23 protein-coding genes are annotated in these 24,013 nt (G+C 70.0%); 17 read left to right on the top strand and 6 right to left on the bottom strand.

The window, feature by feature from the left end; translation table 11 throughout:
* Window positions 1–92: 92 nt before the first annotated feature.
* Window positions 93–1,028, top strand: coding sequence for a DUF808 domain-containing protein (locus tag GL325_RS11440; protein ID WP_154597295.1), 936 nt, complete (start codon window positions 93–95; stop codon window positions 1,026–1,028).
* Window positions 1,029–1,166: 138 nt separating this feature from the next.
* On the opposite strand, the gene GL325_RS11435 is transcribed toward GL325_RS11440, so the two are convergent.
* Complete coding sequence (locus tag GL325_RS11435) at window positions 1,167–2,267, bottom strand: inositol-3-phosphate synthase (RefSeq protein ID WP_154597297.1); 1,101 nt, start codon at window positions 2,265–2,267, stop codon at window positions 1,167–1,169.
* A gap of 7 nt (window positions 2,268–2,274) precedes the next feature.
* On the bottom strand, window positions 2,275–2,856 hold the full coding sequence (locus tag GL325_RS11430; protein WP_154597298.1) for a PadR family transcriptional regulator: 582 nt from the start codon (window positions 2,854–2,856) through the stop codon (window positions 2,275–2,277).
* A 166-nt stretch (window positions 2,857–3,022) separates the two neighbouring features.
* On the opposite strand from GL325_RS11430, the gene GL325_RS11425 reads away from it, so the two are divergent.
* The 3 genes from GL325_RS11425 to GL325_RS11415 all read left to right on the top strand — a co-directional run bounded on the left by GL325_RS11425 (window position 3,023) and on the right by GL325_RS11415 (window position 6,391).
* The gene (locus GL325_RS11425; RefSeq protein WP_187769657.1) at window positions 3,023–5,260 is read left to right on the top strand and encodes a transglycosylase domain-containing protein; all 2,238 of its coding nucleotides are present in this window, start codon (window positions 3,023–3,025) and stop codon (window positions 5,258–5,260) included.
* Between the two features lie 193 nt (window positions 5,261–5,453).
* A complete protein-coding gene (locus GL325_RS11420; RefSeq protein ID WP_187769656.1) occupies window positions 5,454–5,888 on the top strand; it encodes a hypothetical protein in 435 nt (144 codons plus the stop codon).
* A gap of 50 nt (window positions 5,889–5,938) precedes the next feature.
* Entirely contained in the window at window positions 5,939–6,391 is a 453-nt protein-coding gene (locus GL325_RS11415) for a hypothetical protein (protein ID WP_187769655.1), read from the top strand.
* A 3-nt stretch (window positions 6,392–6,394) separates the two neighbouring features.
* Here GL325_RS11415 and GL325_RS11410 read toward each other — a convergent pair whose 3' ends face one another.
* Window positions 6,395–7,429: an alanine racemase gene (locus tag GL325_RS11410; protein ID WP_187769654.1), complete on the bottom strand. Its 1,035-nt coding sequence runs from the start codon at window positions 7,427–7,429 to the stop codon at window positions 6,395–6,397.
* A gap of 64 nt (window positions 7,430–7,493) precedes the next feature.
* Window positions 7,494–8,606: a peptidoglycan bridge formation glycyltransferase FemA/FemB family protein gene (locus tag GL325_RS11405; protein ID WP_187411621.1), complete on the bottom strand. Its 1,113-nt coding sequence runs from the start codon at window positions 8,604–8,606 to the stop codon at window positions 7,494–7,496.
* 103 nt (window positions 8,607–8,709) lie between these two features.
* Between GL325_RS11405 and GL325_RS11400 the strand changes: the two genes are divergently transcribed.
* Window positions 8,710–9,600 (top strand): siderophore-interacting protein, encoded by an 891-nt coding sequence (locus tag GL325_RS11400; RefSeq protein WP_187411620.1) that lies wholly within the window; start codon window positions 8,710–8,712, stop codon window positions 9,598–9,600.
* 98 nt (window positions 9,601–9,698) lie between these two features.
* Here the strand turns inward: GL325_RS11400 and GL325_RS11395 are convergent, their stop codons facing one another.
* Entirely contained in the window at window positions 9,699–10,133 is a 435-nt protein-coding gene (locus tag GL325_RS11395; RefSeq protein WP_154597304.1) for an HNH endonuclease, read from the bottom strand.
* A gap of 156 nt (window positions 10,134–10,289) precedes the next feature.
* Between GL325_RS11395 and GL325_RS11390 the strand changes: the two genes are divergently transcribed.
* The 12 genes from GL325_RS11390 to GL325_RS11335 all read left to right on the top strand — a co-directional run bounded on the left by GL325_RS11390 (window position 10,290) and on the right by GL325_RS11335 (window position 22,397).
* Entirely contained in the window at window positions 10,290–11,780 is a 1,491-nt protein-coding gene (locus GL325_RS11390) for a circularly permuted type 2 ATP-grasp protein (protein WP_154597541.1), read from the top strand.
* A complete protein-coding gene (locus tag GL325_RS11385; protein ID WP_154597305.1) occupies window positions 11,780–12,706 on the top strand; it encodes an alpha-E domain-containing protein in 927 nt (308 codons plus the stop codon). The genes GL325_RS11390 and GL325_RS11385 overlap by 1 nt, the downstream gene beginning before the upstream one ends.
* 76 nt (window positions 12,707–12,782) lie before the next feature.
* Window positions 12,783–13,625 (top strand): transglutaminase family protein, encoded by an 843-nt coding sequence (locus GL325_RS11380; RefSeq protein ID WP_187769653.1) that lies wholly within the window; start codon window positions 12,783–12,785, stop codon window positions 13,623–13,625.
* 42 nt (window positions 13,626–13,667) lie between these two features.
* Entirely contained in the window at window positions 13,668–14,741 is a 1,074-nt protein-coding gene (gene mgrA, locus GL325_RS11375; RefSeq protein WP_187769652.1) for an L-glyceraldehyde 3-phosphate reductase, read from the top strand.
* Window positions 14,742–14,794: 53 nt separating this feature from the next.
* Entirely contained in the window at window positions 14,795–15,538 is a 744-nt protein-coding gene (locus GL325_RS11370; RefSeq protein ID WP_154597308.1) for an ABC transporter ATP-binding protein, read from the top strand.
* 1 nt (window position 15,539) lies between these two features.
* Window positions 15,540–18,098 carry an FtsX-like permease family protein gene (locus GL325_RS11365; RefSeq protein WP_187769651.1) on the top strand — a complete coding sequence of 853 codons (2,559 nt, stop codon included), beginning with the start codon at window positions 15,540–15,542 and terminating at the stop codon, window positions 18,096–18,098.
* Window positions 18,099–18,233: 135 nt separating this feature from the next.
* Window positions 18,234–18,527, top strand: coding sequence for a 30S ribosomal protein S6 (gene rpsF, locus GL325_RS11360; RefSeq protein WP_154597542.1), 294 nt, complete (start codon window positions 18,234–18,236; stop codon window positions 18,525–18,527).
* Window positions 18,528–18,603: 76 nt separating this feature from the next.
* Complete coding sequence (locus GL325_RS11355) at window positions 18,604–19,176, top strand: single-stranded DNA-binding protein (RefSeq protein WP_187769650.1); 573 nt, start codon at window positions 18,604–18,606, stop codon at window positions 19,174–19,176.
* Window positions 19,177–19,212: 36 nt separating this feature from the next.
* A complete protein-coding gene (gene rpsR / locus GL325_RS11350; RefSeq protein WP_143914296.1) occupies window positions 19,213–19,449 on the top strand; it encodes a 30S ribosomal protein S18 in 237 nt (78 codons plus the stop codon).
* A 19-nt stretch (window positions 19,450–19,468) separates the two neighbouring features.
* The gene (rplI, locus tag GL325_RS11345) at window positions 19,469–19,915 is read left to right on the top strand and encodes a 50S ribosomal protein L9 (protein WP_154597311.1); all 447 of its coding nucleotides are present in this window, start codon (window positions 19,469–19,471) and stop codon (window positions 19,913–19,915) included.
* Window positions 19,916–19,965: 50 nt separating this feature from the next.
* Window positions 19,966–21,618: an ABC transporter family substrate-binding protein gene (locus tag GL325_RS11340; RefSeq protein ID WP_187769649.1), complete on the top strand. Its 1,653-nt coding sequence runs from the start codon at window positions 19,966–19,968 to the stop codon at window positions 21,616–21,618.
* Complete coding sequence (locus GL325_RS11335) at window positions 21,618–22,397, top strand: siderophore-interacting protein (RefSeq protein ID WP_187769648.1); 780 nt, start codon at window positions 21,618–21,620, stop codon at window positions 22,395–22,397. Before GL325_RS11340 ends, GL325_RS11335 begins: the two co-directional genes overlap by 1 nt.
* 22 nt (window positions 22,398–22,419) lie before the next feature.
* On the opposite strand, the gene GL325_RS11330 is transcribed toward GL325_RS11335, so the two are convergent.
* Complete coding sequence (locus GL325_RS11330; RefSeq protein ID WP_255956110.1) at window positions 22,420–23,727, bottom strand: MATE family efflux transporter; 1,308 nt, start codon at window positions 23,725–23,727, stop codon at window positions 22,420–22,422.
* Between the last annotated feature and the right edge of the window lie 286 nt (window positions 23,728–24,013).

The raw sequence follows: 24,013 nt of genomic DNA, 5'->3' as shown, positions 1-24,013 counted from the left end.
CCCTATCCGCGTCGGTGGCCCCGGGCGTGGTGGTCAGCGCTGTCCACCCCGCCCACCCGGTGTCGTGAAGCGTGCGGTCGTACGCTGTGCGCATGGCTGGAGGACTTGTCGCACTGCTCGACGACGTGGCGGCACTGGCGCGGATCGCGGCCGCGTCGATCGACGATGTCGCGGCAGGCGCCGGCAAGGCGAGCATCAAGGCCGCCGGCGTCGTGGTCGACGACGCGGCGGTCACGCCCCGCTACGTCCACGGCGTCGATCCGAAGCGCGAGCTGAGCATCATCGCGCGGATCGCGAAGGGCTCGCTGCGCAACAAGCTGCTGTTCATCCTGCCCGCGCTGCTGGTGCTGAGCCAGTTCCTGCCGTGGGTGCTGACGCCGGTGCTGATGCTCGGTGGCGCCTATCTGTGCTTCGAGGGCGCCGAGAAGATCTGGCACGTGCTGCACCCGCACCACGAGAAGGTCGAGGAGCCGGCGAGCGCCCAAGGCCCCGAGGCCGAGGACCAGGTCGTCAAGAGCGCGATCACGACCGACTTCATCCTCTCGACCGAGATCATGGTGATCTCGCTCAACGAGGTCGCCGACGAGTCGTTCTGGTCGCGGGCGATCATCCTGGCCGTCGTCGCGCTGGGCATCACGGCGCTCGTCTACGGCGTCGTCGCGCTGATCGTGCGGATGGACGACGTCGGCGTGGGCCTGGCCCAGCGCACGTCCACCCTGGCCCAGCGCACCGGCAAGCTGTTGGTGAAGGCGATGCCCAAGGTGCTGTCGGCCCTGTCGGTCATCGGCATCGCGGCGATGCTCTGGGTCGGCGGGCACATCCTGCTGGTCGGCACCGACGACCTCGGCTGGCACTGGCTCTACGGCAAGGTGCACGACCTCGAGCACTGGATCGCCGACGTCATGCCCGTCGCCGACGGCGCCTTCGAGTGGGTCGGCAACACCGCCGCCTCGGCTGTGCTGGGCCTCGTGGTCGGCGCGGTCGTCGTGGCTCTGGTCACCGGGGTCAAGCGCCTCCGTCGCCACTGACCCCGCCCCGCCCCGAGATTTGCTCCCAATTCCCCCTTTGAGAGGGATTCAAAGGGAGGAATCAGAGCAGATCTCGTGGCACAAACAGAGACGCACCGGACCTTTCGGTCCGGTGCGTCTCTCGTGGGGTGCTGGTGCTCAGCGCTCCAGGGTGCCGTCGATGAAGGCCTCGAGGCTGGCGCGGCCCTCGTCGTCGGGGCGCTGCTCCGGCGGGGACTTCATCAGGTAGGACGAAGCCGACAGCAGCGGACCTGCGACGCCGCGGTCCTTGGCGATCTTCGCCGCGCGGATGGCGTCGATGATGATGCCGGCCGAGTTCGGCGAGTCCCAGACCTCGAGCTTGTACTCCAGGTTCAGGGGGGCGTCACCGAAGGCGCGACCCTCGAGGCGGACGTAGGCCCACTTGCGGTCGTCGAGCCACGCCACGTAGTCCGACGGACCGATGTGGACGTTCTTGTCGTGGACCTTGCCCGACAGCGAGCCGTGCAGGTTCGACGTGACGGCCTGCGTCTTGCTGACCTTCTTGGACTCCAGACGCTCACGCTCGAGCATGTTCTTGAAGTCCATGTTGCCGCCGACGTTCAGCTGGTACGTGCGGTCCAGGGCGACGCCCCGGTCCTCGAACAGCTTGGCCATGACACGGTGCGTGATGGTCGCGCCGACCTGGCTCTTGATGTCGTCGCCGATGATCGGGACGCCGGCGTCCTCGAACTTCTGGGCCCACTCGGGGTCCGAGGCGATGAAGACGGGCAGCGCGTTGACGAAGGCGACCTTCGCGTCGATCGCGCACTGCGCGTAGAACTTGTCGGCCTCCTCCGAGCCCACGGGCAGGTACGAGACCAGCACGTCGGCCTGGGTGTCCTTGAGGACCTGGACGACGTCGACCGGCTCGGCGTCGGACTCCTCGATCGTCTCGCGGTAGTACTTGCCGAGGCCATCGAGCGTCGGACCACGCTGGACGGTCACGCCGGTGGGCGGGACGTCGGTGATCTTGATGGTGTTGTTCTCGCTGGCCAGGGTCGCCTCGGCCAGGTCGAAGCCGACCTTCTTGGCGTCGACGTCGAAGGCGGCGACGAACTCGACGCTGTTGACGTGGTAGCCGCCGAGGGCGACGTGCATGAGCCCGGGGACGTCGGCCGTCGGGTCGGCGTCCTTGTAGTACTCGACGCCCTGGATCAGGGACGTGGCGCAGTTGCCAACGCCGACGATGGCCACGCGGACCTTGTTCTCGGAACTCATGGAGCCCTCACTTTTCCTTGTCTGTCGTGCTGATTTCTTCGTACTCCGTGAACGCGTCGGCGCGCTCACGGTCGATCAACTCGGTCAGCCAGTTGATCTCGCGCTCCACGGACTCCAGGCCATGGCGCTGGAGCTCGCGGGTGTAGGCGTCCATGCGTTCGCGGTGGTTGACCGCGGCCGATCGGACGTTCTCGAGTCGCTCTTCCAGGCGGGACCGGCGTCCTTCGAGGATCCGGACCCGGGTGGGAGAGCTGGTGCGCGCGAACAAGGCGAACCGCACCCCGAAGTTCTCGTCGTCCCAAGCCGACGGGCCACCGTCCTCGAGCAGGGAGCTGAAGTACTCCTTGCCCTCGGCCGTGAGCCGGTACACGATCCGGGGGCGCTTGCCCCGCGCGGTCGTCTCGGTGTCGGCGGCGATGTAGCCGGCACGCGTCAGTTGCTTGAGACAGGGGTAGAGCGTCCCGTAGGACAGCAGGCGGGTCCAGCCGAGCAGGTGGTTGACCTGCTTGCGCAGTTCGTACCCGTGCATCGGCGAGTCGGCGAGCAGACCGAGAACGGCCAACTCCAGCGCTGCGCCACGTCGGGCCATCGCTGCCGCCTCCCCCCGTATCGTTCCGTTCGATGTCACGAACGGCTATATCGGTACGATACATCGGGTTGGCTGTTTTGGGGACCCCGCCCCATGCGGTCAGCGCGTTCTCAGGAAGACCCGTCAGACTGGATCGTTGAAGTCGTCGTCCGAAAGGGGCCGATTCGTGGCGAAAACGCGCGCGAAGAACAAGCAGGGAGTGCTCGGCCGAGTCTCCCGCAGGATCGGTGGCACCGGGTCGCTGCCGGTGCGGGTCCTGCGCTGGCTGCTGTTCCTGATGGTCGCGGGATTCATCGCGGGAGCCCTGGTGTTCGCCGTGCTCTACGCGACGATCAAGATCCCCGACCCGAACGCCGACTTCCAGACCGAGACGACCAACGTCTACTACTCGGACGGCAAGACCAAGATCGGCAGCTTCGCGACCCAGAACCGCGAGCGGCTGGAGTACGAGGAGATCCCCGAGGTCATGCGCGACGCCGTCGTGGCCGCTGAGGACCGGACCTTCTGGGAGAACCGCGGTATCGACCTGCGCGGCATCGTCCGCGCGGCGCGCAACAACGCCACGAGCGGGTCGATCACCGGCGGCGGTTCCACGATCACCCAGCAGTACGTCAAGATCCTCTACCTGAACCAGGAGCGCTCCTACACCCGCAAGGTGAAGGAGGCGATCCTCTCGGTCAAGATCCACAACCAGCTGACCAAGCAGGAGATCCTCGAGGGCTACCTCAACACGATCTACTACGGCAACGGCTCCTACGGCGTCGAGGTGGCCTCGCGCACGTACTTCGGCAAGCCGGCCGCGAAGCTCAACATCGGCCAGGCCGCGTTCCTCGCGACCGTCATCAACAACCCCTCGTACTTCGACCCCTACGCCGAGGGCGCCCGTGAGCGCGTCCTGCCACGGTTCAACTACGTCCTCGACGGCATGGTCAAGCGCGGCTCCATCACCGCCGAGCAGGCCGCGGCCCACAGGGGCAAGTTCCCCAAGTTCAAGAAGCAGCGCGCCAACCAGCGCTTTGAGGGCCCGAAGGGCCACCTGCTGGAGCTGACCCGCAAGCAGTTGCGGGCCGAGGGCTTCCTCGACTCCGAGATCGAGGGCGGCGGCCTGCGGGTCGTGACGACCTTCGACAAGAACATGCAGAAGGACGCCGTCGAGGCGGTCAAGCAGGTCCGTCCCGACGGTCTCGATGAGCTCAACACCGCCGTGGTCTCGGTGCAGCCCGGCACGGGCGCGGTCCGCGCGATGTACGGCGGCCCCGACTACCTCAAGAGCCAGCTGAACTGGGCGACGCTGGGCACGCAGCCGGGGTCGACCTTCAAGGCCTTCGCGGTGGTCGCGGCGCTCGAGAACGGTTACAGCCTGCAGACCCGCCTCAACGGCAACGCTCCGCTGAAGATCGGCAACGACGAGATCCAGAACCAGGGCGACAGCGGCGGCAAGTCCTACGGCTTCATCAACCTCGAGACGGCGACCCAGTTCTCGGTCAACACCGCGTTCGTCGACCTGACCGACCAGATGGAGGACGGACCGGAGAAGATCCTGAAGGCTGCGCGCGAGGCCGGCATCCCCGAGTCGACGGTCAACCAGATCCAGCCGGTGCTCGGCGTCTCGCTGGGCTACGAGAAGGTCGCGCCGATCGACATGGCCAACGCCTACGCGACGCTGGCGGCAGACGGCAAGCGCGCCGAGTGGTACGTCATCGACCGCGTCGACGACTCCCGCGGAGCCCGCGTGTTCAAGCACAACGTCGCGACGACCCAGACGATCGACGAGGACGTCGCGGCCGACACGCTCGCGGCGCTGCAGGCCGTGGTCCGGGCGGGCTCGGGCACCAAGGCGCGGACGTTCTGCCCCACCGTGGGCAAGACCGGCACCGCCACGGCCAACGACGGCAAGGACGGCGAGGACCGGGTGTCCTCCTCCTGGTTCGTCGGCGCGACGCCGAAGCTGGCCACGGCGGTCATGTACAACCGCGGCAAGGGCAACGAGGAGCTCGAGGGCTACCTCAACCCGTTCTTCGGCGGCACCTACCCGGCCACGACCTTCGGCACCTACATGAACCGGGCGCTCGAGGGCACCGAGTGCGGGACGTTCCCCAAGCGCGCGAACATCAAGGCTGACAAGGGCACGGCGGTCTACACCAACCCCGGCAATGGTGGCGACAAGAAGAAGAAGACGCCGAAGCCGGAGAAGAAGGAGACCAAGCCGACGCCGAAGCCGACGCGGCCCGCTCCCGAGCCGACGACTCCCGCGCCCACGGCCCCGGCTCCCGAGCCGGAGCCGACCGCGACGCCGCCGGTCACCCCGCCCCCGGCCACCACGTCACCGGGGGCCGCGGGCGGCGGCAGTGGCAACGGCGACGGCACTGGTGGTGGCGGTGGCGGCGCCGACGATCGCGACTGAGCCGCGGAGCGGCCGGCTCCCCATGCCTCGGCGACTGGCCCAGGTCCTGCCATCGGGCTTCTTGTGGAGGACGACGGGTTCCCGCTAGCGTGCGGCGTGCTCGGCGGGCCGGTGTGTGTCCGGCCCTGATGTCGCTGAGCGTCATCGGGGGTCCGACATGTCCGGTACGCCGACGCGGCCGTCAGGACGCCGCGTGGGTTGGGGCTGTGGAGCCGGGGCCGCCGCGCTCCTGCTGGCCGTCGGGGGATGCTCGACCGGCGACCCGGAGACCGCCGTCGACGACGCCTACCCCCGCCTGGAGGAGACCGTGTCGGCGATCCGGGCCGACGCCGACGTCATCTTCGCCCAGAGCGGCGACGACCCGACGGCCGGCATGGCGACGGCCCACCAGGAGCTCTATGACGTGCCGTCGCGGGACCCGTTGACCTGGCGCTTCTACCTCAGCGACATCGGCACGACGAGCGGTGGCAACCCCCAGGCCCACCTGGTCGGTGGCTGCCTGGAGATCGTGGATGCCGACGGAGAGACCGCCGCCTCCGCGTTCCGGTGCCCGGCGTCGGTCCAACGGGAGTTCCACACGTACCTGGACTTCGACATCAACCTGCTCACGGGCGAGCCGTGGGACTGAGCGGCACAGAGCTCAGCACGTCACGGGCTCCACGAGCCCGGGCCTTCTGCGTGGGCTGGGCAACCAGGACCACGACAGCGGCGGTCCTCGCCGCGGCCGTGCTCGGCGGCTGCGAGAACCGCAGCTCGGACGAGAAGGCGATCGACAACGCCACGGAGACGCTGCGCGAGCGGGCCGCCGAGATCATCGAGGAGGCCGAGTTCGTCCTCGTCGACCGGGGCCTCGGCGACAAGGATCCGACGACCGGCATGGCGACGGCGTTCCCCGAGTTGGTCGACGTGCCGTCGCGCGACCCGATCACGTGGATCTTCTACCTCCACGAGGTGGGCTCCTCCGGCGGATGGATGGAGACGACCAGCGTGCAGGTGGGCGGCTGCCTGCGGATCGTCGACGACAGAGGCGACCTGGAGAACACCGCCATCCGGTGCTCGACGCTGCCCCAGGAGAGGCGGCGGCTGCCCATCGACACCGAGATCGACGTGCTCACCGGCGAGCCGTGGTGACGCTCAGACCTCGCTGATCGAGTCGAACTGGGCGATCGTGTAGCGGACGGCCGCGGGGAGGCGGTCGCCCACGGCAGGCACCGGCACGCCCTCGGGCAGCAGGATCATGCTGGCCTGCATGTGCGGGGGCTCCACGAACCAGCGCTGCTTGCCGGCGATCGTGAACGGCGACAGCGCCAGCCCGGCGGCCGCGAGCCCGCCCTTGGCGACGGCCTTGCCGCGACCGGCGACGCCGGTGACCGCGCGCGGGGCCTCCAGGCCGATCCCGTGGCTGGTGCCGCCAGCGACCACGAGGACGTGACCGTCGCGGGGCACCCGGCCCTGGCGGTAGCCGACCCGCTCGCCGCGCTGCACGGTGTGGACGTCGAGGACGGTCGAGCGGACCTCGAGCGTGTCGAGTCGGCCCAGCCACAGCGCGGTCCCGACGCGCGGCCGGATCGTGAGGTTCGGGCGCTCGGTGCGCAGCTGCTCGAGCTCGGGGACGGTCAGGTGCGAGCAGAAGACCGTGGTGGCCGGCAGCGCCGAGGTCTCGAGGATCGCGCACCAGGTGCGCGCCTCGGCCAGGTTCGCACCGGCCATCGGCAGGTGGATCGCGAATCCCTCGACGACCAGGCCGGCCTCGCCGATCAGGCGCGCGGCCTCGGTGATGTGGTGACGGTCCAGTCCGTGCCGCGCCATGGAGGTGAGGCCCTCGACGACGACCCGCGCACCCGGCAGCTGGGCGGCCAGCGGCGCGATGTCCTCGAGGCGGCTGACGGTGTGGATCAGCCGGCCGTCCGCGACGCGCGGCGAGAACGGTCGCCAGGGCGTCAGGACCTGCACGTCGCCGGTGAAGGCACCGAGCAACTCGGCGGCCTCCTCGTACGTGCCGACAGCGATCATGTCGGTACCGAGACGGAACGCCTCGCCGGCCAGACGCTGGCGACCGAGGCCGTAACCGTTGCCCTTGATGACCGGCACGATCGCGGGATGGGCGTCGCGGGTCGCGACGAGGTGGCTCCGCCAGTCGGCGGCGCGGATCTGCAGGTCGAACGCCATGGGTCCATCATCGCGCTCCGGGCGTGGTCCGCCTCCGGCGGTGTCCGGCTGGTGGGCGGGTGGCTCAGCCGCGGCGCTTCATGTACGCGGTGAACGCCGTGTACAGCGGGCGGTTGATGGGCAGGTCCCACTCGCCGAGGTGCTCGACGGCCTCGCCGCCGGTGCCCACCTTGAACTGCAGCAGGCCCACGTGGGGGTCGTCGGAGTCGATGGTGTCGGTGATGCCGCGCAGGTCGTAGACCTCCGCGCCGGCGGCCAGCGAGTCGCGGATCATCTGCCACTGGACGGCGTTCGAGCCGCGCACCTCGCGCTTGGCCGTGGTCGACGCGCCGTAGGAGTACCAGGCGTGGGTGCCGACCTGGACGAGCGTCGTGGCGGCGACCAGGTCGCCCTCGTGCCGGCCCAGGTACAGCCGCAGCCGCTGCGGGTCCTCGGCCGTCATGGCGTCCCACATGGTCTGGAAGTACGACAGCGGTCGCGGCGTGAAGTGATCGCGCTCGGCGGTCTCGACGTACACGCGGTGGAAGTCGACGAGGTCGTCGCGGCCGCCCTCGGTGACCTCGACGCCCTGCTTGGCGGCCTTGCGGATGTTGCGGCGCCACTGCTGGTTCATGCCGGCGAGGACGTCCTCCTCGGTGCGACCGGCCAGCGGGATCTGGAAGTTGTACTTCGGCTGGCCCGCGGTGAAGCCGCCCTCGGCGGACTGCTCCTTCCAGCCCAGCGAGCGCAGCGTGCCGGACAGGGCGATCGCCGCCTCGTCGGTGTGATCGGCCGGGACGTCGCCGAGCCGGGTCAGCACCTCGTCGGCGAGGGCGGCCTTCAGGGTGGCGGCCTCCCAGCGGCGCGTGACGACGGGCGGACCCATGCGGATGCCGAAGGCGCCCTGGGTCCGGAGGTGGTCGCGCATCGCCTCGAGTGCGGGCGCGACGTCGCCGCTCCAGTCGAGGTCGGGACCCTCGGGCAGGTACGCCAGGTAGCGCTTGAGCTTGGGCACCTGGCGGTACAGGACCAGCCCGGCGCCGACCAGCGCATCTCCGTCGAACCACCCCAGCGACTCGCCACGCCACTCGCTCTTGACCGCCGCCCAGGCGGGGGTCTGCAGGAAGCTGGCCGTCCCGCGGGACGCGATGAAGGACAGGTGGTCCTCGGAGGAGATGGGACGAACGCGGATGGTCACGCTCTTGAGGCTATCCAACAGGTGTTGTTAGCCTGACCTAACCGGGTTGATTTCCGGTGGGTGCGCCCGGACCGGTGCGCGCCCGTCCAACGAAGGGGAACCCGTGAAGACCTATGCCGCGACCGTCCTGGGTCGCCGCCAGCTGACTCCGCACCTCGTGTCCATCACGTTGGGTGGTCTCGAGGGCTGGCAGTCCACCGGCATCCCCGACGAGTACGTGCGGCTGTTGCTGCCGCCGCACCCCGGCGCGAAGATCGCGTTGCCGACGATCAACGAGGACTGGTCCTACACCTACCCCGAGGGCGCCGAGCCGCTCGTCCCGCGGGTCTACACGATCTCGGACCACCGGGTCGTCGACGGCGATGTGCGCGTGGACGTCGACATCGCGCTGCACGAGCAGGGAGCCGGCTCGGACTGGGCTCGCACGTGTCAGCCCGGCGACCGCGTGGGCGTCCTCGAGCCCCACGGCCTCTACCGCCCGGCGGCGGACGCGCGGCACCAGCTCCTCGTCTGCGACATCACCGGCGTCCCGGCGCTCGCCCGGATCCTGCGCGAGCTCGACCCGGGGGTCGTCGCAGAGGTGCACGTCGTCGTCAGCGACGCGGCCGACGAGGTTCCGTTGCCGTCGGCCGCCGACGTGCACGCGCACTGGGAGGTCGTCGAGGACGAGCACCTGATCCCGAACGCGCTCGAGGCCGCCGTCACCGGGCGCGACCTGCCCGCCGACTGGTCGGGGCGCTACGTCTGGCTCGCCGGTGAGGCCCGCGCCAGCCGCGCCGTCCGCAAGCACCTGCGGCGGGGACTGGGCTGGCCGCAGGCGGCGTTCTACACCTGTGGCTACTGGCAGATCGAGGCCGAGAAGTGGAACGCCCGCTACGAGGAGGTCGCCGAGATGATCCGCGTCAAGGCCCTCGCCGCGTACGAGCGGGCCGGCCAAGACGAGGGCGCGTACCTCGACGAGCTCGACGACATCTACGAGTCCGTCGGCCTCTGACGGGTTCCCCGCCCCAGATGTGTAGCGGTGCGCACCTTCTGAGCCCGAAAAGGGTACGGAAAGCCACACATCTCGCGCGCCGGAGGCGTGAGGCGCGGTCAGGCCACGAAGGTCTTCGGCCGGGCCGGTGTGATGAGCAGAGCCATGCCGGCCTCGGTCGGGGTGCGGTTGCCCTTCTTGTGGTTGCAGCGCAGGCACGCGGCGACGGCGTTCTCCCAGGTCAGCTCACCGCCGCGCGAGCGAGGGACGATGTGGTCGACGGTCTCGGCCGAGCCGCCGCAGTAGGCGCAGGCCTTGTCGCGGGCCTTGATCGCGGTCTTGGTGCACAGGTGCGCGCGCCGGTGCATCCACCGCGTGACGACGTACCGCACCAGGCGCAGGACCTTGGGCCGGGGAAAGGGCCCGAAGGTCTCGTCGTGGGACTCCTCGATGACCGCCACCTCGCGTACGAGCATCTTGATGGCGTGGCGCAGGGACACGCGCTGCAGAGGTTCGTAGCTCGCGTTGAGCACCAAGACGTCACCTGCGGTCATGGGCGCGCCCCTTTCCGGTACGAATCGTAGCCGGGAGAGGGCGTTTTCGGCACTGCCGACGGTCGAAACGTGCGCGAAGCAAATCGCCTCTAGGGTGGTCCCGTGACACAGGCGCAACTGTTCGAGGGATACGGACCTGTCGCGGGCTACGACGAGATGTACGGCGAGTCGGGCCTGCGCGACCTCTATGCCGCCGTGCACGCGGCATTCGGCAAGATGCCGCCCGAGGAGGTGCGACAGCGGGCCGAGGGTCTGGCGTCGTCCTACCTCGAGCAGGGCATCACCTTCGGCGTCGCCGGTGAGGAACGCCCGTTCCCGCTCGACATCGTGCCGCGCATCATCGAGGCCGATGCCTGGGATGAGGTCGAGGCCGGCGTCAAGCAGCGCGTCAAGGCGCTCGAGGCGTTCCTGGCCGACGCGTACGGCGCCGGAGAGCTGTTCCGCGACGGAGTCGTGCCGCGCAAGACGGTCGTGACCTCGAGCCACTACCACCGCGTCGTCGCGGGCATCGATCCCGCGAACGGGGTCCGGATCCACGTCGCGGGCATCGACCTGATCCGCGACGGCCACGGCGACTTCCGCGTGCTGGAGGACAACGCGCGCGTCCCGTCCGGCGTCTCGTACGTCATGACGAACCGCCGCGCGATGTCCGGCGGCCTGCCCGAGGTCTTCGCGCACCACCGCATCCGCCCCGTCGCTCGCTACTCGCGCCAGTTGCTCTCGGCGCTGCGCGCGGCGGCGCCCGCCGGTGTCAGCGATCCGACCGTCGTGGTCCTGACGCCCGGCGTCTACAACTCGGCCTACTTCGAGCACACCCTGCTGGCCCGCACGATGGGCGTCGAGTTGGTCGAGGGCCGCGACCTGGTGTGCCACGGCGGGCGCGTCATGATGCGCACGACCGACGGCCTGGCGCCCGTGCACGTGATCTACCGCCGGATCGACGACGAGTTCCTCGACCCGCTGGCGTTCCGCGCCGACTCCACGCTGGGCGTCCCCGGGCTCATCAACGCGGCGCGTGCGGGCAACGTGACGATCGCGAACGCGGTCGGCAACGGCGTGGCCGACGACAAGCTGCTCTACACCTACGTCCCCGACCTGATCCGCTACTACCTGCACGAGGAGCCGATCCTGCGCAACGTCGACACATGGCGCTGCGGCGACGCCGACCAGCGCGAGGAGGTCCTGGACCGCCTCGACGAGCTCGTGCTCAAGCCGGTCGACGGCTCGGGCGGCAAGGGCATCGTCATCGGCCCGGCGGCCACCCGCGAGGAGCTCGACGAGCTGCGTGCCAAGGTCATCGCCGCGCCGCGCGACTGGATCGCCCAGCCGGTGGTCTCGCTGTCCACGGTGCCGACCCTGGTCGAGGACGGGATCCGTCCCCGGCACGTCGACCTGCGGCCGTTCGCGGTCAACGACGGCGACGACGTCTGGGTGCTGCCCGGCGGCCTGACCCGCGTGGCCCTGCCCGAGGGCGAGCTGATCGTGAACTCCAGCCGCGGCGGCGGCTCGAAGGACACCTGGGTGCTGGCCCGGCCGACCGAGCCGATCGAGGTCGATGACGACGACCTCGAGTCGCACGCCTCGTCGCAGTCCCAGTCGCAGACCATGGCGCCCGTCCCCGTTCCCGTCCCCTCCAGGGAGGCCTGATGCTCAGCCGGATCGGTGAGTCGCTGTTCTGGATCGGCCGCTACCTCGAGCGCGCCGACGACACGGCCCGCCTGCTGGACGTCCAGATGCAGATGCTGGTCGAGGACCCGTCGACCGACGAGGTCACCAGCTGCCAGCAGCTGTTCGCGGTCATGGGCATCGAGGACTTCGAGGGGGTGCCGAACCGCTGGTCGATGCTCGACAACCTGGCGTACGACCAGAAGTCGTCCACGTCCATCGCGGCGGTCATCGGCTCGATGCGCGAGGCCGCCCGCAGTGCGCGCGAGACCCTCTCGACCGATGTCTGGTCGGCCATCAACACCACCTGGCAGGGCGTGCCGGCGGCCACCTCGATGCGTCCGGTCGAGATGTTCAACTGGGTCCGCCGGCGCACCGCGATGATCTCCGGCTCGGCCGACGACTCGATGCCGCGCGACCAGGGCTGGTACTTCTACGTGCTGGGCCGCAACATCGAGCGCGCCGACATGACCGCGCGACTGTTGTCGACGGCGGCCAGTGCCGGCGGATCGGGCGTCGCGTGGCAGAACACGCTGCGCGCCTGCGGTGGCTACGAGAGCTTCCTGCGCACGTACCGCGGGATCGAGCGCGACAGCGCGGCTGCCGAGTACCTGCTGCTGGACCGCTGGTTCCCACGGTCGCTGGTCTCCAGCCTCAGCGAGGCCGAGCGGGCGCTGACCCGTCTGGACGTGGCCGGGCGTCGTGCCGGCTTCTCCGACGAGGCGTTGCGGCTGCTCGGGCGGGCCCGTACCGAGATCGAGTACCGGCCGCTCAATGAGCTGCTCGAGACCATGCCGTTCGAGATGGAGCGCCTGCAGCGCGCCTGCTCGGCGGCCAGCGACGCCATCACGGCGCGCTACTTCGCCCAGGAGAACTGGCACATGTGGACTGGAAGGGTGTCTCTGTGAGCGAGCGACAGCGAGTGAACGAGGGGTACGCAATGCCGGTGCCGCCGTATCGTCGTCTCTTCTCGGAGGTTCCGGCATGAGCATGCGCATGCGCGTCCGGCACGCGACGACCTACACGTACTCCGTGCCCACGCGGGCGTCGTACAGCGAGGCCCGGCTGACCCCGCAGACCACGTCCGACCAGTACGTCCGCCGGTCGCGGCTCGAGATCGTCCCGACGGCGTGGTCGCAGGAGTACCGCGACTACTGGGGCGCCACCGTGACGGCGTTCGAGGTCACCGACCCGCACGACGAGCTGCGGGTCGTGGCGACCTCGGTCGTCGACACCGCCGATCCGGCCGAGCCCGGCCGCTCCATCGGCTGGGACGACCTCGACCCGTCCACGCTCGACCGGTACTGCGAGTTCGTGCACCAGCAGGACAAGGTGCGCCCGTCGCCCTCGCTCGTCCCTTTGCTGGACGCGATTCGCGCCACCGCCGCGACGCCGGGGGCGTACGTGGAGGCGGTCGTCGAACTGCTGCGGGACCGGGTCAAGCGACTCGTCGCGGCCACCCACGTCAGCGCCACCGCCGAGGAGGCCTGGGACACCGGCCGCGGCGTCACGCACGACATCACCCACGTCGCGATCGGCGCCCTGCGTCACGCATCGATCCCGGCCCGCTTCGTCGCGGGATACGTCCACCCCGAGACCGAGCCGCAGGTCGACGTCCCGGTCGAGGCCGAGCCGCACGCGTGGCTGGAGTGGTGGGACGGACGCTGGGTCGGCTGGGACGTCACGCACGGAGAGTCCCCGGGCGAGCGTCACATCATCGTCTCGCGTGGGCGCGACTTCGACGACAACCCGAATCTGCGGGGGATCTACTCGACCGACGGCGAGGTCAGCACCACCGTCGACGTCGAGATCACCCGTCTGCTCTGAGGGCGTCGTGCCGCCGTCGGCGCGGCGGCATACCGTGAACGCATGAGCACCGACTGGACCCGCAACCGCGTCGACGAGACCCACCGCCCGTGGCAGGCCGACGCCGACCGCTACCAGAGCCTGGAGTACCGGCGGGTGGGCCGGTCGGGCCTGCTGCTGCCGCCGGTCAGCCTCGGCCTGTGGTGGAACTTCGGTGACAACCGCACGTTCGACAGCCAGCGCGAGATCCTGCGCCACGCCTTCGACCTGGGCATCACGCACTTCGACCTGGCCAACAACTACGGCCCGCCGCCGGGCTCGGCCGAGGAGAACTTCGGCCGGATGATGCGCGGCGACTTCGCGCCCTACCGCGACGAGCTGATCATCTCCACGAAGGCCGGCTGGGACATGTGGCCCGGCCCGTACGGGTTCCTCGGCTCGCGCAAGTACCTGCTGGCGAGCCTCGACGCGTCGCTGACCCGGATGGGGCTGGACCACGTCGACATCTTCTACTCACACCGTGCCGATCCGGACACGCCCGTCGAGGAGACGGTGGGGGCGCTCGACACGGCGGTGCGCCAGGGCAAGGCGCTCTACGTCGGCATCTCGTCGTACTCGGCCGAGCGCACGCGCCGCGCCGCCGAGGTGGCCGCCGACCTGGGTACGCCGCTGGTCATCCACCAGCCGGCCTACTCGATGGTCAACCGCTGGGTCGAGGACGAGCTGTTCGCCACCCTCGAGGACGTCGGCATGGGCTCGATCGCCTTCACCCCGCTGGCGCAAGGGCTGTTGACGGACCGCTACCTCGGCGACGAGCCGGTGCAGCGGGCCGGCGGCCGGTCCTCGTTCGACGACTCGGTGGTCGAGGGCAACCGCGATCGCCTGCGTGGCCTGGCCGACGTCGCCCGCGAGCGCGGCCAGACCCTGGCCCAGCTCGCGATCTCCTGGGTGCTGCGGCCCGGCGCGGCCACCTCGGCCCTCATCGGCGCCTCGCGCACCGAGCAGCTCGACGAGAACATCCAGGCGGCGGCGAACACCGATTTCACCGCCGAGGAGCTCGATCGGATCGACGAGCTCGTCGGTCACGACGCCGACGCGCGGGTCGACCTGTGGGGCGGATCGGCTGACATCGTGTAACTCACAGTGACACTCCGGTCGAAAACCTGGTCCTGTCGCCTAGGCTCTGGCCCATGGAAAAGACCGTCGCGGCGCACGCGCACGAGCTCACGAAGACGTACGGCAAGGGCGACGCCCAGGTCCGGGCGCTCGACGGGGTCTCGCTGGAGATCTACGAGGGTGAGTTCACGGCGGTCATGGGCCCCTCCGGATCGGGCAAGTCGACGCTCATGCACTGCATGGCGGCACTGGACACCCCCGACGGTGGTCGCGTGACGATCGGTCCCACCACGCTGGCCAAGCTCGACGACAAGGCGCTCACCGTGATGCGCCGCGAGAAGATCGGCTTCGTCTTCCAGGCGTTCAACCTGGTGCCCACGCTGACGGCCGAGGAGAACATCCTGCTGCCGCTGTCGATCGCCGGCCGCAAGCCCGATCCGAAGTGGTACGCCAACGTGATCGAGGCCGTCGGCCTGGCCGACCGGCTCAAGCACCGTCCCAACGAGATGTCCGGCGGTCAGGCCCAGCGCGTGGCGTGCGCCCGCGCGCTCGTCAGCCGTCCGTCGATCGTGTTCGCCGACGAGCCCACCGGCAACCTCGACTCCACGTCGGGCGCCGAGGTCCTGTCGTTCCTGCGCCGCAGTGTCGACGAGTTCGGCCAGACGATCGTCATGGTCACGCACGATCCCGTCGCCGCCAGCTACACCGACCGGGTCGTCTACCTGGCCGACGGCCGCGTGGTGTCCGAGCTGCGTCACCCCACGGCCGAGAAGGTCCTCGAGCGCATGAGCGTCGTCCAGCGCCGGATCGGCGTGTGACGTGCGCAGAGTCACCTGGCGCAACCTCGTAGCTCGCAAGGTCCGTCTGTTCCTGAGCGCCTTCGCGATCGTGCTGGGCATCGCGTTCCTCTCGGGCTCCCTGGTGTTCACCGACACGATCGGCGAGAGCTTCGACCAGATCGCGTACGGCACCGTCACCGACGTGGCGGTCCGGCCCGAGACGGGCAACGGCGACGCCATCGCGATGAGCGTCAACCGCGAGGCCCGTTCCATCCCGGCCTCGGTCATCGAGGAGATCTCCGCCCTGCCCGGCGTCGAGCGCGCGGAGGGTGCGGTCAACGGCGGCGGCCTGTTCGTCGTCAAGAAGAACAACCGTCTGCTCGGCGGCACCGGTGCGCCCACGATCGCCCTCAACGCCGGCGACGGCGACCCGATCCCGAACGCCGCCGGCGACCAGATGCTGAAGTGGGAGCAGGGCCGCGCTCCGACCCAGGACGGCGAGATCGCCCTCGACGCGCGCTCGGCCGAGGTGGCCGGCTATCGCCTGGGCGACACCGTCAAGATCGCGCTGCCCAGCGAGCCGCCCATCCTCAAGGCGAAGCTCGTGGGCATCTTCGACTTCAGCTCCGGCGGCCTGGCCGGCGCGACGCTCGTGATCTTCGACGATCTCAGTGCCCAGAAGTACTTCCTCGAGGGCAAGGACGCCTTCAGTGTCATCCAGGTCGAGGCCAAGGCCGGGGCGACCCAGCGCGAGGTGGCCGACCAGGTTGCCAAGGTCATCCCCGAGGGCACGGAGTCGGTCACGGGCGACTCGGTCGCCGAGGAGTCCAAGGACCTCTTCGACCAGCTGCTCGGGTTCCTCAACACCTTCCTGCTGGTCTTCGCCGGCATCGCCCTGGTGGTCGGCACCTTCCTGATCGTCAACACGTTCTCGATCCTGGTGGCCCAGCGCAGTCGCGAACTGGCCCTGCTGCGCGCCCTGGGCGCCTCGCGTCCCCAGGTCAGCCGCTCGGTGCTGACCGAGGCGTTCGTGATCGGCGTCATCGGCTCGACGTTGGGCCTGGCGATGGGCTTCGGCCTGGCGCTGCTGCTCAAGGTCCTGTTCAGCCGCTTCGGCCTCGATCTGTCGGGCACGTCGCTGGTGTTCCAGCCGCGGACGGTCATCCTGGCCTACGCCGTCGGCGTCCTGGTGACGATGCTCGCGGCGTGGATCCCCGCCCGTCGCGCCGCCCGGGTGCCCCCGGTCGCGGCGATGCGCGACGAGGTCGCGATGCCCGAGTCGTCGCTGCGGTGGCGGCTCGTGATCGCGTTGCTGTTCGGCCTGGCCGGTGCCGGGTCGATGGCGGCCGGCTCCTGGCTCGACGTCCCCCGCCCCATCGTCTGGGTCGGTGCGGGCATCTTCGGCGTGCTGATGGCGGTCGCGCTGGGCAGCCCGATCATCGCGTCGCCGGTCCTGGCCGCCTTCGGCGTCCTCTATCGGACCGTCTACAAGTCGGTGGGTCAGTTGGCGGCGCAGAACGCGCGGCGCAACCCGCGGCGCACGGCCGCGACCGCGTCGGCGCTGATGATCGGTCTCGCGCTGGTCACGACGATGTCGATCCTGGGCGCCTCGATCAACACGTCCATCGACAAGGGCGTCGAGCGCGAGTTCTCGGCCGACTTCATCGTCCAGAACGTCAGTGGCCAGCCGTTCTCGCCCGAGATCTCGCAGAAGATCGGCGCGGTCCCGGGCGTCGCGGCCGTCTCGCCGGCCCAGTCGATCGTGTTCGAGGCCGACGGCACGCAGGTCTTCGCGTCGGCGACCGACGCCGAGCAGTTCGCGGAGGTCTTCGAGCTGGCGTTCTCCGATGGCACGGCGCCCACCGGCGAGAACATGATCGCGCTCAGCGAGTCGATGGCGGAGTCGATCGACCGCTCGACGGGCGACGTGGTGAAGCTGGCGTTCAGCTCCGGTGAGTTCGACGCGACGGTGACGGGTGTGTACGCCGACAGCAACGTCGTCGGCCAGGCCATCGTGCCGCTGACCACCGTCGCGGCGGCGGGCATCAAGCGCGGCGACACCTCGCTGGCGATCAACGCCACCCCCGGCACCGGCACGCGCACCGTGCGGGCCAACCTCGAGCGGGCGGTGGGCGACAACCCCACGATCGTCGTGCAGGACAAGGAGAGCTACGCCGAGGCGCAGCGCTCGCAGGTCAACACGCTGCTGTACCTGATCTACGCGCTGCTGGGTCTGGCGATCGTCATCGCCGTGCTGGGCATCGTGAACACGCTGGCGCTCAGCGTCATCGAGCGCACCCGCGAGATCGGACTGCTCCGCGCGGTCGGCCTGACCCGTCCGCAGTTGCGGCGCATGGTGCGCCTGGAGTCGGTGGCGATCGCGATCCTGGGTGCGGTGCTGGGGATCGGAGCGGGGCTGCTGTTCGGCATCGCCCTGCAACGCTCCTTCCAGAACGACGGCATCAGCGACCTGGCCATCCCGATCGGCTCCTTGGCGGTGTTCGTGGTGGTCTCGGCGCTCGTCGGCGTCCTCGCGGCCGTGCTGCCGGCACGTCGTGCCGCCAAGCTCGACGTGCTGAAGGCGATCACCGGCGAGTGATCCCCGGGGCGTCCGATCGAGGATTGGTCCGCAACGACGGGCCACTGCTAGACTCGTGAGGTTGCCGTTCGAGGCGACACCTCCTGTGACGGAAAGCCCGTCACCGCCCAGTCCAAAGGAGAACCCGCAGTGTCACTGCGCAAGTACGAAGTCATGGTCATCCTCGATGCGGACGTCGATGAGCGTTCCGTCGAGAAGAGCCTCTCGACCTACCTCAACAACACGATCGTCGCCGACGGCGGTTCCGTCGACGCCATCGATGTGTGGGGCAAGCGCCGCCTGGCCTACGAGATCAACAAGAAGTCCGAGGGCATCTACGCCGTCATCGGTCTGTCCGCCGAGCCTGCCTCGGTCAAGGAGCTGGACCGTCAGCTGTCGCTGAACGAGTCCGTCGTCCGTACGAAGGTCACGCGTCCCGACGTGAAGTGATTCTGTGGACGGAGACATTCCGTCCCCTGAATCCGACACACTCGTCGCGAGAGCACCTCGAGAGAAGGCTGATTCCATGGCAGGCGAAACCACCATCACCCTCGTCGGCAACCTGACCCGTGACCCCGAACTGCGGTTCACGCCGTCGGGTGCCGCGGTCGCCGACTTCACCGTCGCGTCCACCGCGCGCACGTTCGACCGTCAGACGAACGAGTGGAAGGACGGCGACACGCTGTTCATCCGCTGCTCGGCCTGGCGCCAGCTGGCCGAGAACGTCGCCGGCTCGCTGACCAAGGGCACCCGCGTCATCGTGACCGGTGCGCTGAAGGTCCGCGAGTACGAGCGTCAGGACGGCGGCCGGGGCACGAGCGTCGAGATGACGGTCGACGAGGTCGGCCCGTCGCTGCGCAACGCCACCGCCCAGGTCACCCGCACGTCGGGTGGCGGCGGCGGTCAGGGCGGCGGCTTCGGCGGCGGGAACTCCGGCGGCAACGCCGGTGGTTTCGGTGGCGGCCAGCCTGCTGGTCAGCAGTCGAACGCCAGCGCGTGGGCCCAGCCCTCGCAGCCGCAGGCGCCGGCCGGGGGCAACGACCCCTGGGGCGGCGGCGGCGGCAGTGCCGGCGGTTCGACCGACGAGCCCCCCTTCTGATCCATCACACGTAGCAAGAAATTTTCCAGGAGCATCATGGCCAAGCCCGTTGTCCGGAAGCCGAAGAAGAAGAGCAACCCGCTCGCGGTTGCCGGCGTCACCACCATCGATTACAAGGACACCGCACTGCTGCGGAAGTTCATCTCCGACCGCGGCAAGATCCGCGCTCGTCGCGTCACCGGCGTGTCCGTCCAGGAGCAGCGTCAGATCGCCAAGGCGATCAAGAACGCGCGCGAGATGGCGCTGCTGCCCTACACGTCCAGCGGTCGCTGAGTACAGGAGCAACGAACAGATGAAGCTCATCCTCACGCACGAGGTCTCGAACCTCGGCCAGCCCGGCGACATCGTCGAGGTCAAGGACGGCTACGGCCGTAACTTCCTGCTGCCGCGCAACTTCGCCATCCGTTGGACGAAGGGCGCTGCCAACCAGGTCGAGTCGATCAAGGCTGCTCGCGATGCGCGCGCCGTGCACGATCTCGAGACCGCCAAGTCGATCAAGGGCAACCTCGAGTCGTCCGCGATCAACGTCTCGGCGCAGGCCGGCGAGGGCGGTCGCCTCTTCGGCGCCGTCACCGTCACCGACATCGCCGACGCGCTGGCCGAGGCCGGCGCGCAGGTCGACAAGCGTCGCATCGAAGTCGGCAACCCGATCAAGAGCCTCGGCTCGCACACGGTCTCCGTCCGCGTGCACCCCGAGGTCGTCGCGACGGTCAAGCTGAACGTCGTCGCCGCCAAGTGATTCTCAAGTCGCCGGGTCCCGCTTCACGCGGGGCCCGGCGGTTTGCTGTTGTGGCGCTGGCGAGCACGCTGCTCGCCGGCTGCTTCGGTGGGGGCGATGACTCCTCCGACGAGAAGACCGCGAGCTCGCAGAGCCCGAAGACCTCCGCCGACACGTCGCTGCCGTTGGCCGACGTGCACCCGGCCGGTGAGGACGACGTCCGGTTCGGCGGCACCCTGCGGCTCGGCATCGGCTCGTTCCCGGCCACGTTCAACCCGGTCCACACCGCCGGTGTCGCCAGTACCGCGCCGCAAATCCTCGCCCCGACCCTCGGCAGTGCCGTCCGGGTCCGGGCTGACGGCTCGTGGGTGGTCGACCCGAACTACGCCACCGACGTCGACATCATCGACCGCTCCCCGCTGACCGTCCGGGTCGAGCTCAATCGCCAGGCCGTGTGGCAGGGCGGGTCGCCGATCACCGCGGCCGACATGGTGTCGTTCGTCAAGGCGATGCAGGACGACGACTACGCCGCCGCGCGCGTCCCGGCGATCGACGCGGTCGACGAGGTCCGGGCCGACGGTGCGTTCGCCTACGAGGTCGTCTTCGACGAGCCGACCGCCGACTGGCCCGCCGCGGTCTACCCGACGCTGCCGAAGGCCTACACGAAGTCCGTCAAGACGTTCAACCGTGGACTCACCGCCAAGGCGCCCTCCGCGAACGGGCCCTACATCGTCTCGGGGATCGAGCGCCGCACCGGCACGATCACCCTCGAGCGCAACCCGCGGTGGTGGGGCAGTCGCCCCAAGCTGGACTCGATCGTGTGGCGCATCGGCCCCGACGACGTCCTGGCCGCCGCCCACGTGGCCGGCGAGCTGGAGTCGGCTCCCGTCACGCCCGCCAACCGCAAGGCGCTGGCGGACGCGGACCTGCGGGCCTCGCTCGGGTCGGACTGGTCGCAGCTGACGATCAACGGCGGCACCGGGCCGCTGGCCGACGCCGACGTGCGCCGCGCCGTGATGCTGGCGGTCGACGCCGAGGGCGTCGTGAAGGACACGTCCAAGCGTTACGGCGTCAGTACGGTGCCGATGAGCTCGGTCGTGCTGCTGCCCGGTCAGGTCGGCGACCCGAAGACCAAGCCGCTGGCGCGAAACGTCGACCGCGCCGCTGCGCTGCTCGCGAAGGCCGGCTGGAAGCGCGAGGGCGGCAAGGGCCTGGTCCGCCGCAAGGGCCGTCCCCTGACCCTGACGTTGCCGGTCCCGAACACCCGGTCCGGCGCCGTCGAGCGAGCTGAGGCGATCGCCGATGATCTCGCCGAGGTCGGCGTCCGGGTCAAGGTCCAGGAGGTGCCCGGTGACACGTTCTTCGAGAAGGTCGTGATCCCGCTCGACTTCGACCTGACCACGTTCACCTGGTCGGTCGAGCCGTTCGGCCTGGGCGAGGTCAAGCGCCTCTTCACTCCGATCGACAGCCCGCTGAACTTCACCGGCAAGTCGTCGAAGGCCACGGCGAAGGCGTTCGACGCGGCGATCGCGCAACTCGACGTGAAGAAGCGCACGGCCGCGATCGCCAAGGTCGACAAGGTCACGCGCGCCCAGGCGTCGATCATGCCGCTGGCCGTGGTGCCCGAGGTGCTCGCCGTCGATCCCGACGTGCGCAACTACGGACCCACCGCCCTGGCCGACCTGGACTGGACCCGGGTGGGCTTCGCGGAGGGCAGCGACTGATGGCCCGTACCCGGCGCGAAGTGGTGGGTTGGCCGACGATCCTGCGCGAGCTGCGCGTCGTCCGGGTCGCCGACGTCTCTGAGACGACCCGGCGGGTCACGCTGACCGGCGAGCAGCTTGAGGCGTTCCCCGTCGCCGGTGGCACGGCGGCGCCGTTCCGCTCCGAGGGCTTCGACGACCACGTGAAGCTGCTCGTCCCCCTCGAGGGCACCGATCGTCCGCCGCTGCCGGTGCAAGGGCCCGACCGGCTCGAGTGGGGTGGCGCCGGCGGTCGCCCGGTGGCCAAGGACTACACGCCGCGGCGCTTCGCCGATGGCGAGCTCGACCTGGACTTCGTGCTGCACGAGGGCGGGTTCGCCGCCGGTTGGGCCCGTCGCACGCAGCCGGGGGACCCGGCCTGGATCGTCGGCCCCACCCGGTCGCTGCTGCTGCCGACCGGGGTCGACCGGTTCGTGCTGGCGGGCGACGAGACGGCCCTGCCCGCCATCGCGCGGCTGCTCGACGAGTGGACCGGCACGATGATCGCCGACATCGTCATCGAGGTGGCCTCGCCGGCCGGGATCCAGGACCTCCCGTCCCTCGAGGGCGTGACGATCCGCTGGGTCCACGGCGCGGACGCCTGGATCGACGCGATCCGCGAGCTGCCCTGGCCCGACGTGCCGACGTTCTGCTGGGTCGCCGGCGAGTCCGGCGCCGTGCGCGAGGTGCGCCGCCACCTCGCCGACGAGCGCGGCGTGCCCCGCGACTGCCTCGACGCCACCGGCTACTGGCGGCGCTGACGGCTCCCCGGCCGCTCGCGCCTCAGGTCGAGCCGAGCACGAGCCAGCGGTCACTGCGTTGGCGCAGCCACAGCGTCACCCACCGCGTGGCCTGGAACAGCGCGTACGCGGCCCACAACCAGGTGAAGCCCGCGTCCGTCGCCCGGATCAGCAGCGCCACCGGCGCGTAGATCAGCAGCGTGATCAGACTGGCCCACGCCAGGTACACGCCGTCCCCGGCGCCGATCAGCACGCCGTCCAGCACGAACACGACCCCCGAGATCGGCTGGATGAGCGCGACCAGCAGGAGGGCGGGCACCGCGGCCGCGCGCACGTCCGCGTCGGGGGTGAAGGCACGCGCGACCCACGGCGCGGTCAACGCCAGCAGAGCGCCGGCGACGATGCCGAAGCCGAGCCCCCAGGCGATGACCCGTCGCGTGACGTGACGGGTGCCCTCGGCGTCGCCGGCCCCGAGCGAGTGACCCGTCAGCGTCTGCGCCGCGATCGCGAAGGCGTCGAGCGCGAACGCCAGGAACATGACCAGGGTGGTGGCGATCTGGTGCGCGGCGAGCGAGGCGTCGCCGAACCCGGCCGCGACGAGGGTGGCCAGCAGCAGGACGGCGCGCAGGCTCAGCGTGCGCAACAGCAGGGGGACGCCCTCGCGCGCGGCGCGGGCGACGTCGTCCCACCGCAGGCGGGGCGAGGCCTCGGTCTCGCGGCTTCGGCGCAGGACCTGGGCCACGAGAGCGAGGGCGGCGGCCCACTGGGCCAGCACCAGGCCGAGGGCGGCGCCGCGCAGGTCCAGGCCCGCCCCGTAGACCAGCGCGACCGTCAGCACCACGTTCAGGACGTTCGCCGCGACCATCACGACCAGGGGCGTGCGCAGGTCCAACACCCCGCGCAGGGCGCCGGTGGCGGCCAGGACGAGCAGCACGGCGGGGATGCTCGCGGCGGCGATCCTCAGGTACTCGGTGGTGAGGTCCGCGACCGCGGGCGAGCTGGACAGTGCCCGGGCCATCGGCCGCGCGGCCACCGACGTGACGGCACCGAGCACGAGACCGATCAGCAAGGCCAACCAGACGCCTCCCAGGGCCGCCTCCAGGGCCCGGCGGGGCTCCCCGGCGCCCTGGTGCCGGGCGACCGTGGCGGTGCTGCCGTAGGCCAGGAAGACGCACAGGCCGACGATGGTCGACAGGACCGTGGAGGCGGCCCCGAGCGCGGCCAGCTCGGCCCGGCCGAGGTGACCCACGATGGCGGTGTCGGCCATCAGCATGAGGGGCTCGCAGATCAGTGCGGCGAAGGCCGGGACCGTGATCGCGAGGATTCGACGGTCGAGAGAGGAGATCCGCACGGGGCGACGATACCGCTGTGACCAGTGAGGTGAATTTGTCGACATGTCGGCCCTCGCTTGCGACACGCCCGTGGATAACCCGATCCACGAAAATCACACCCGGCTATCACAACTCCACACCTTGTGACTCACGTTTGCGCAGGTCAGAGGCCCTTGTGACCTGCGCCACACACGATTGTCCACAGGGTGATCCACCGGCTGTGCACACGCGCGACCGGCGTTTTCCACAGGTTTGCGTGACTTCTGCACACCCCGTGTGCATGACCGTCTGTACCCGCGTGCCGGG

Origin of the sequence: Aeromicrobium sp. 636 (assembly GCF_024433585.1) — a bacterium.
In the GTDB taxonomy this organism is placed as follows: Bacteria; Actinomycetota; Actinomycetes; order Propionibacteriales; family Nocardioidaceae; genus Aeromicrobium; species Aeromicrobium senzhongii.
This window is presented reverse-complemented; position numbering and strand designations above follow the sequence as displayed.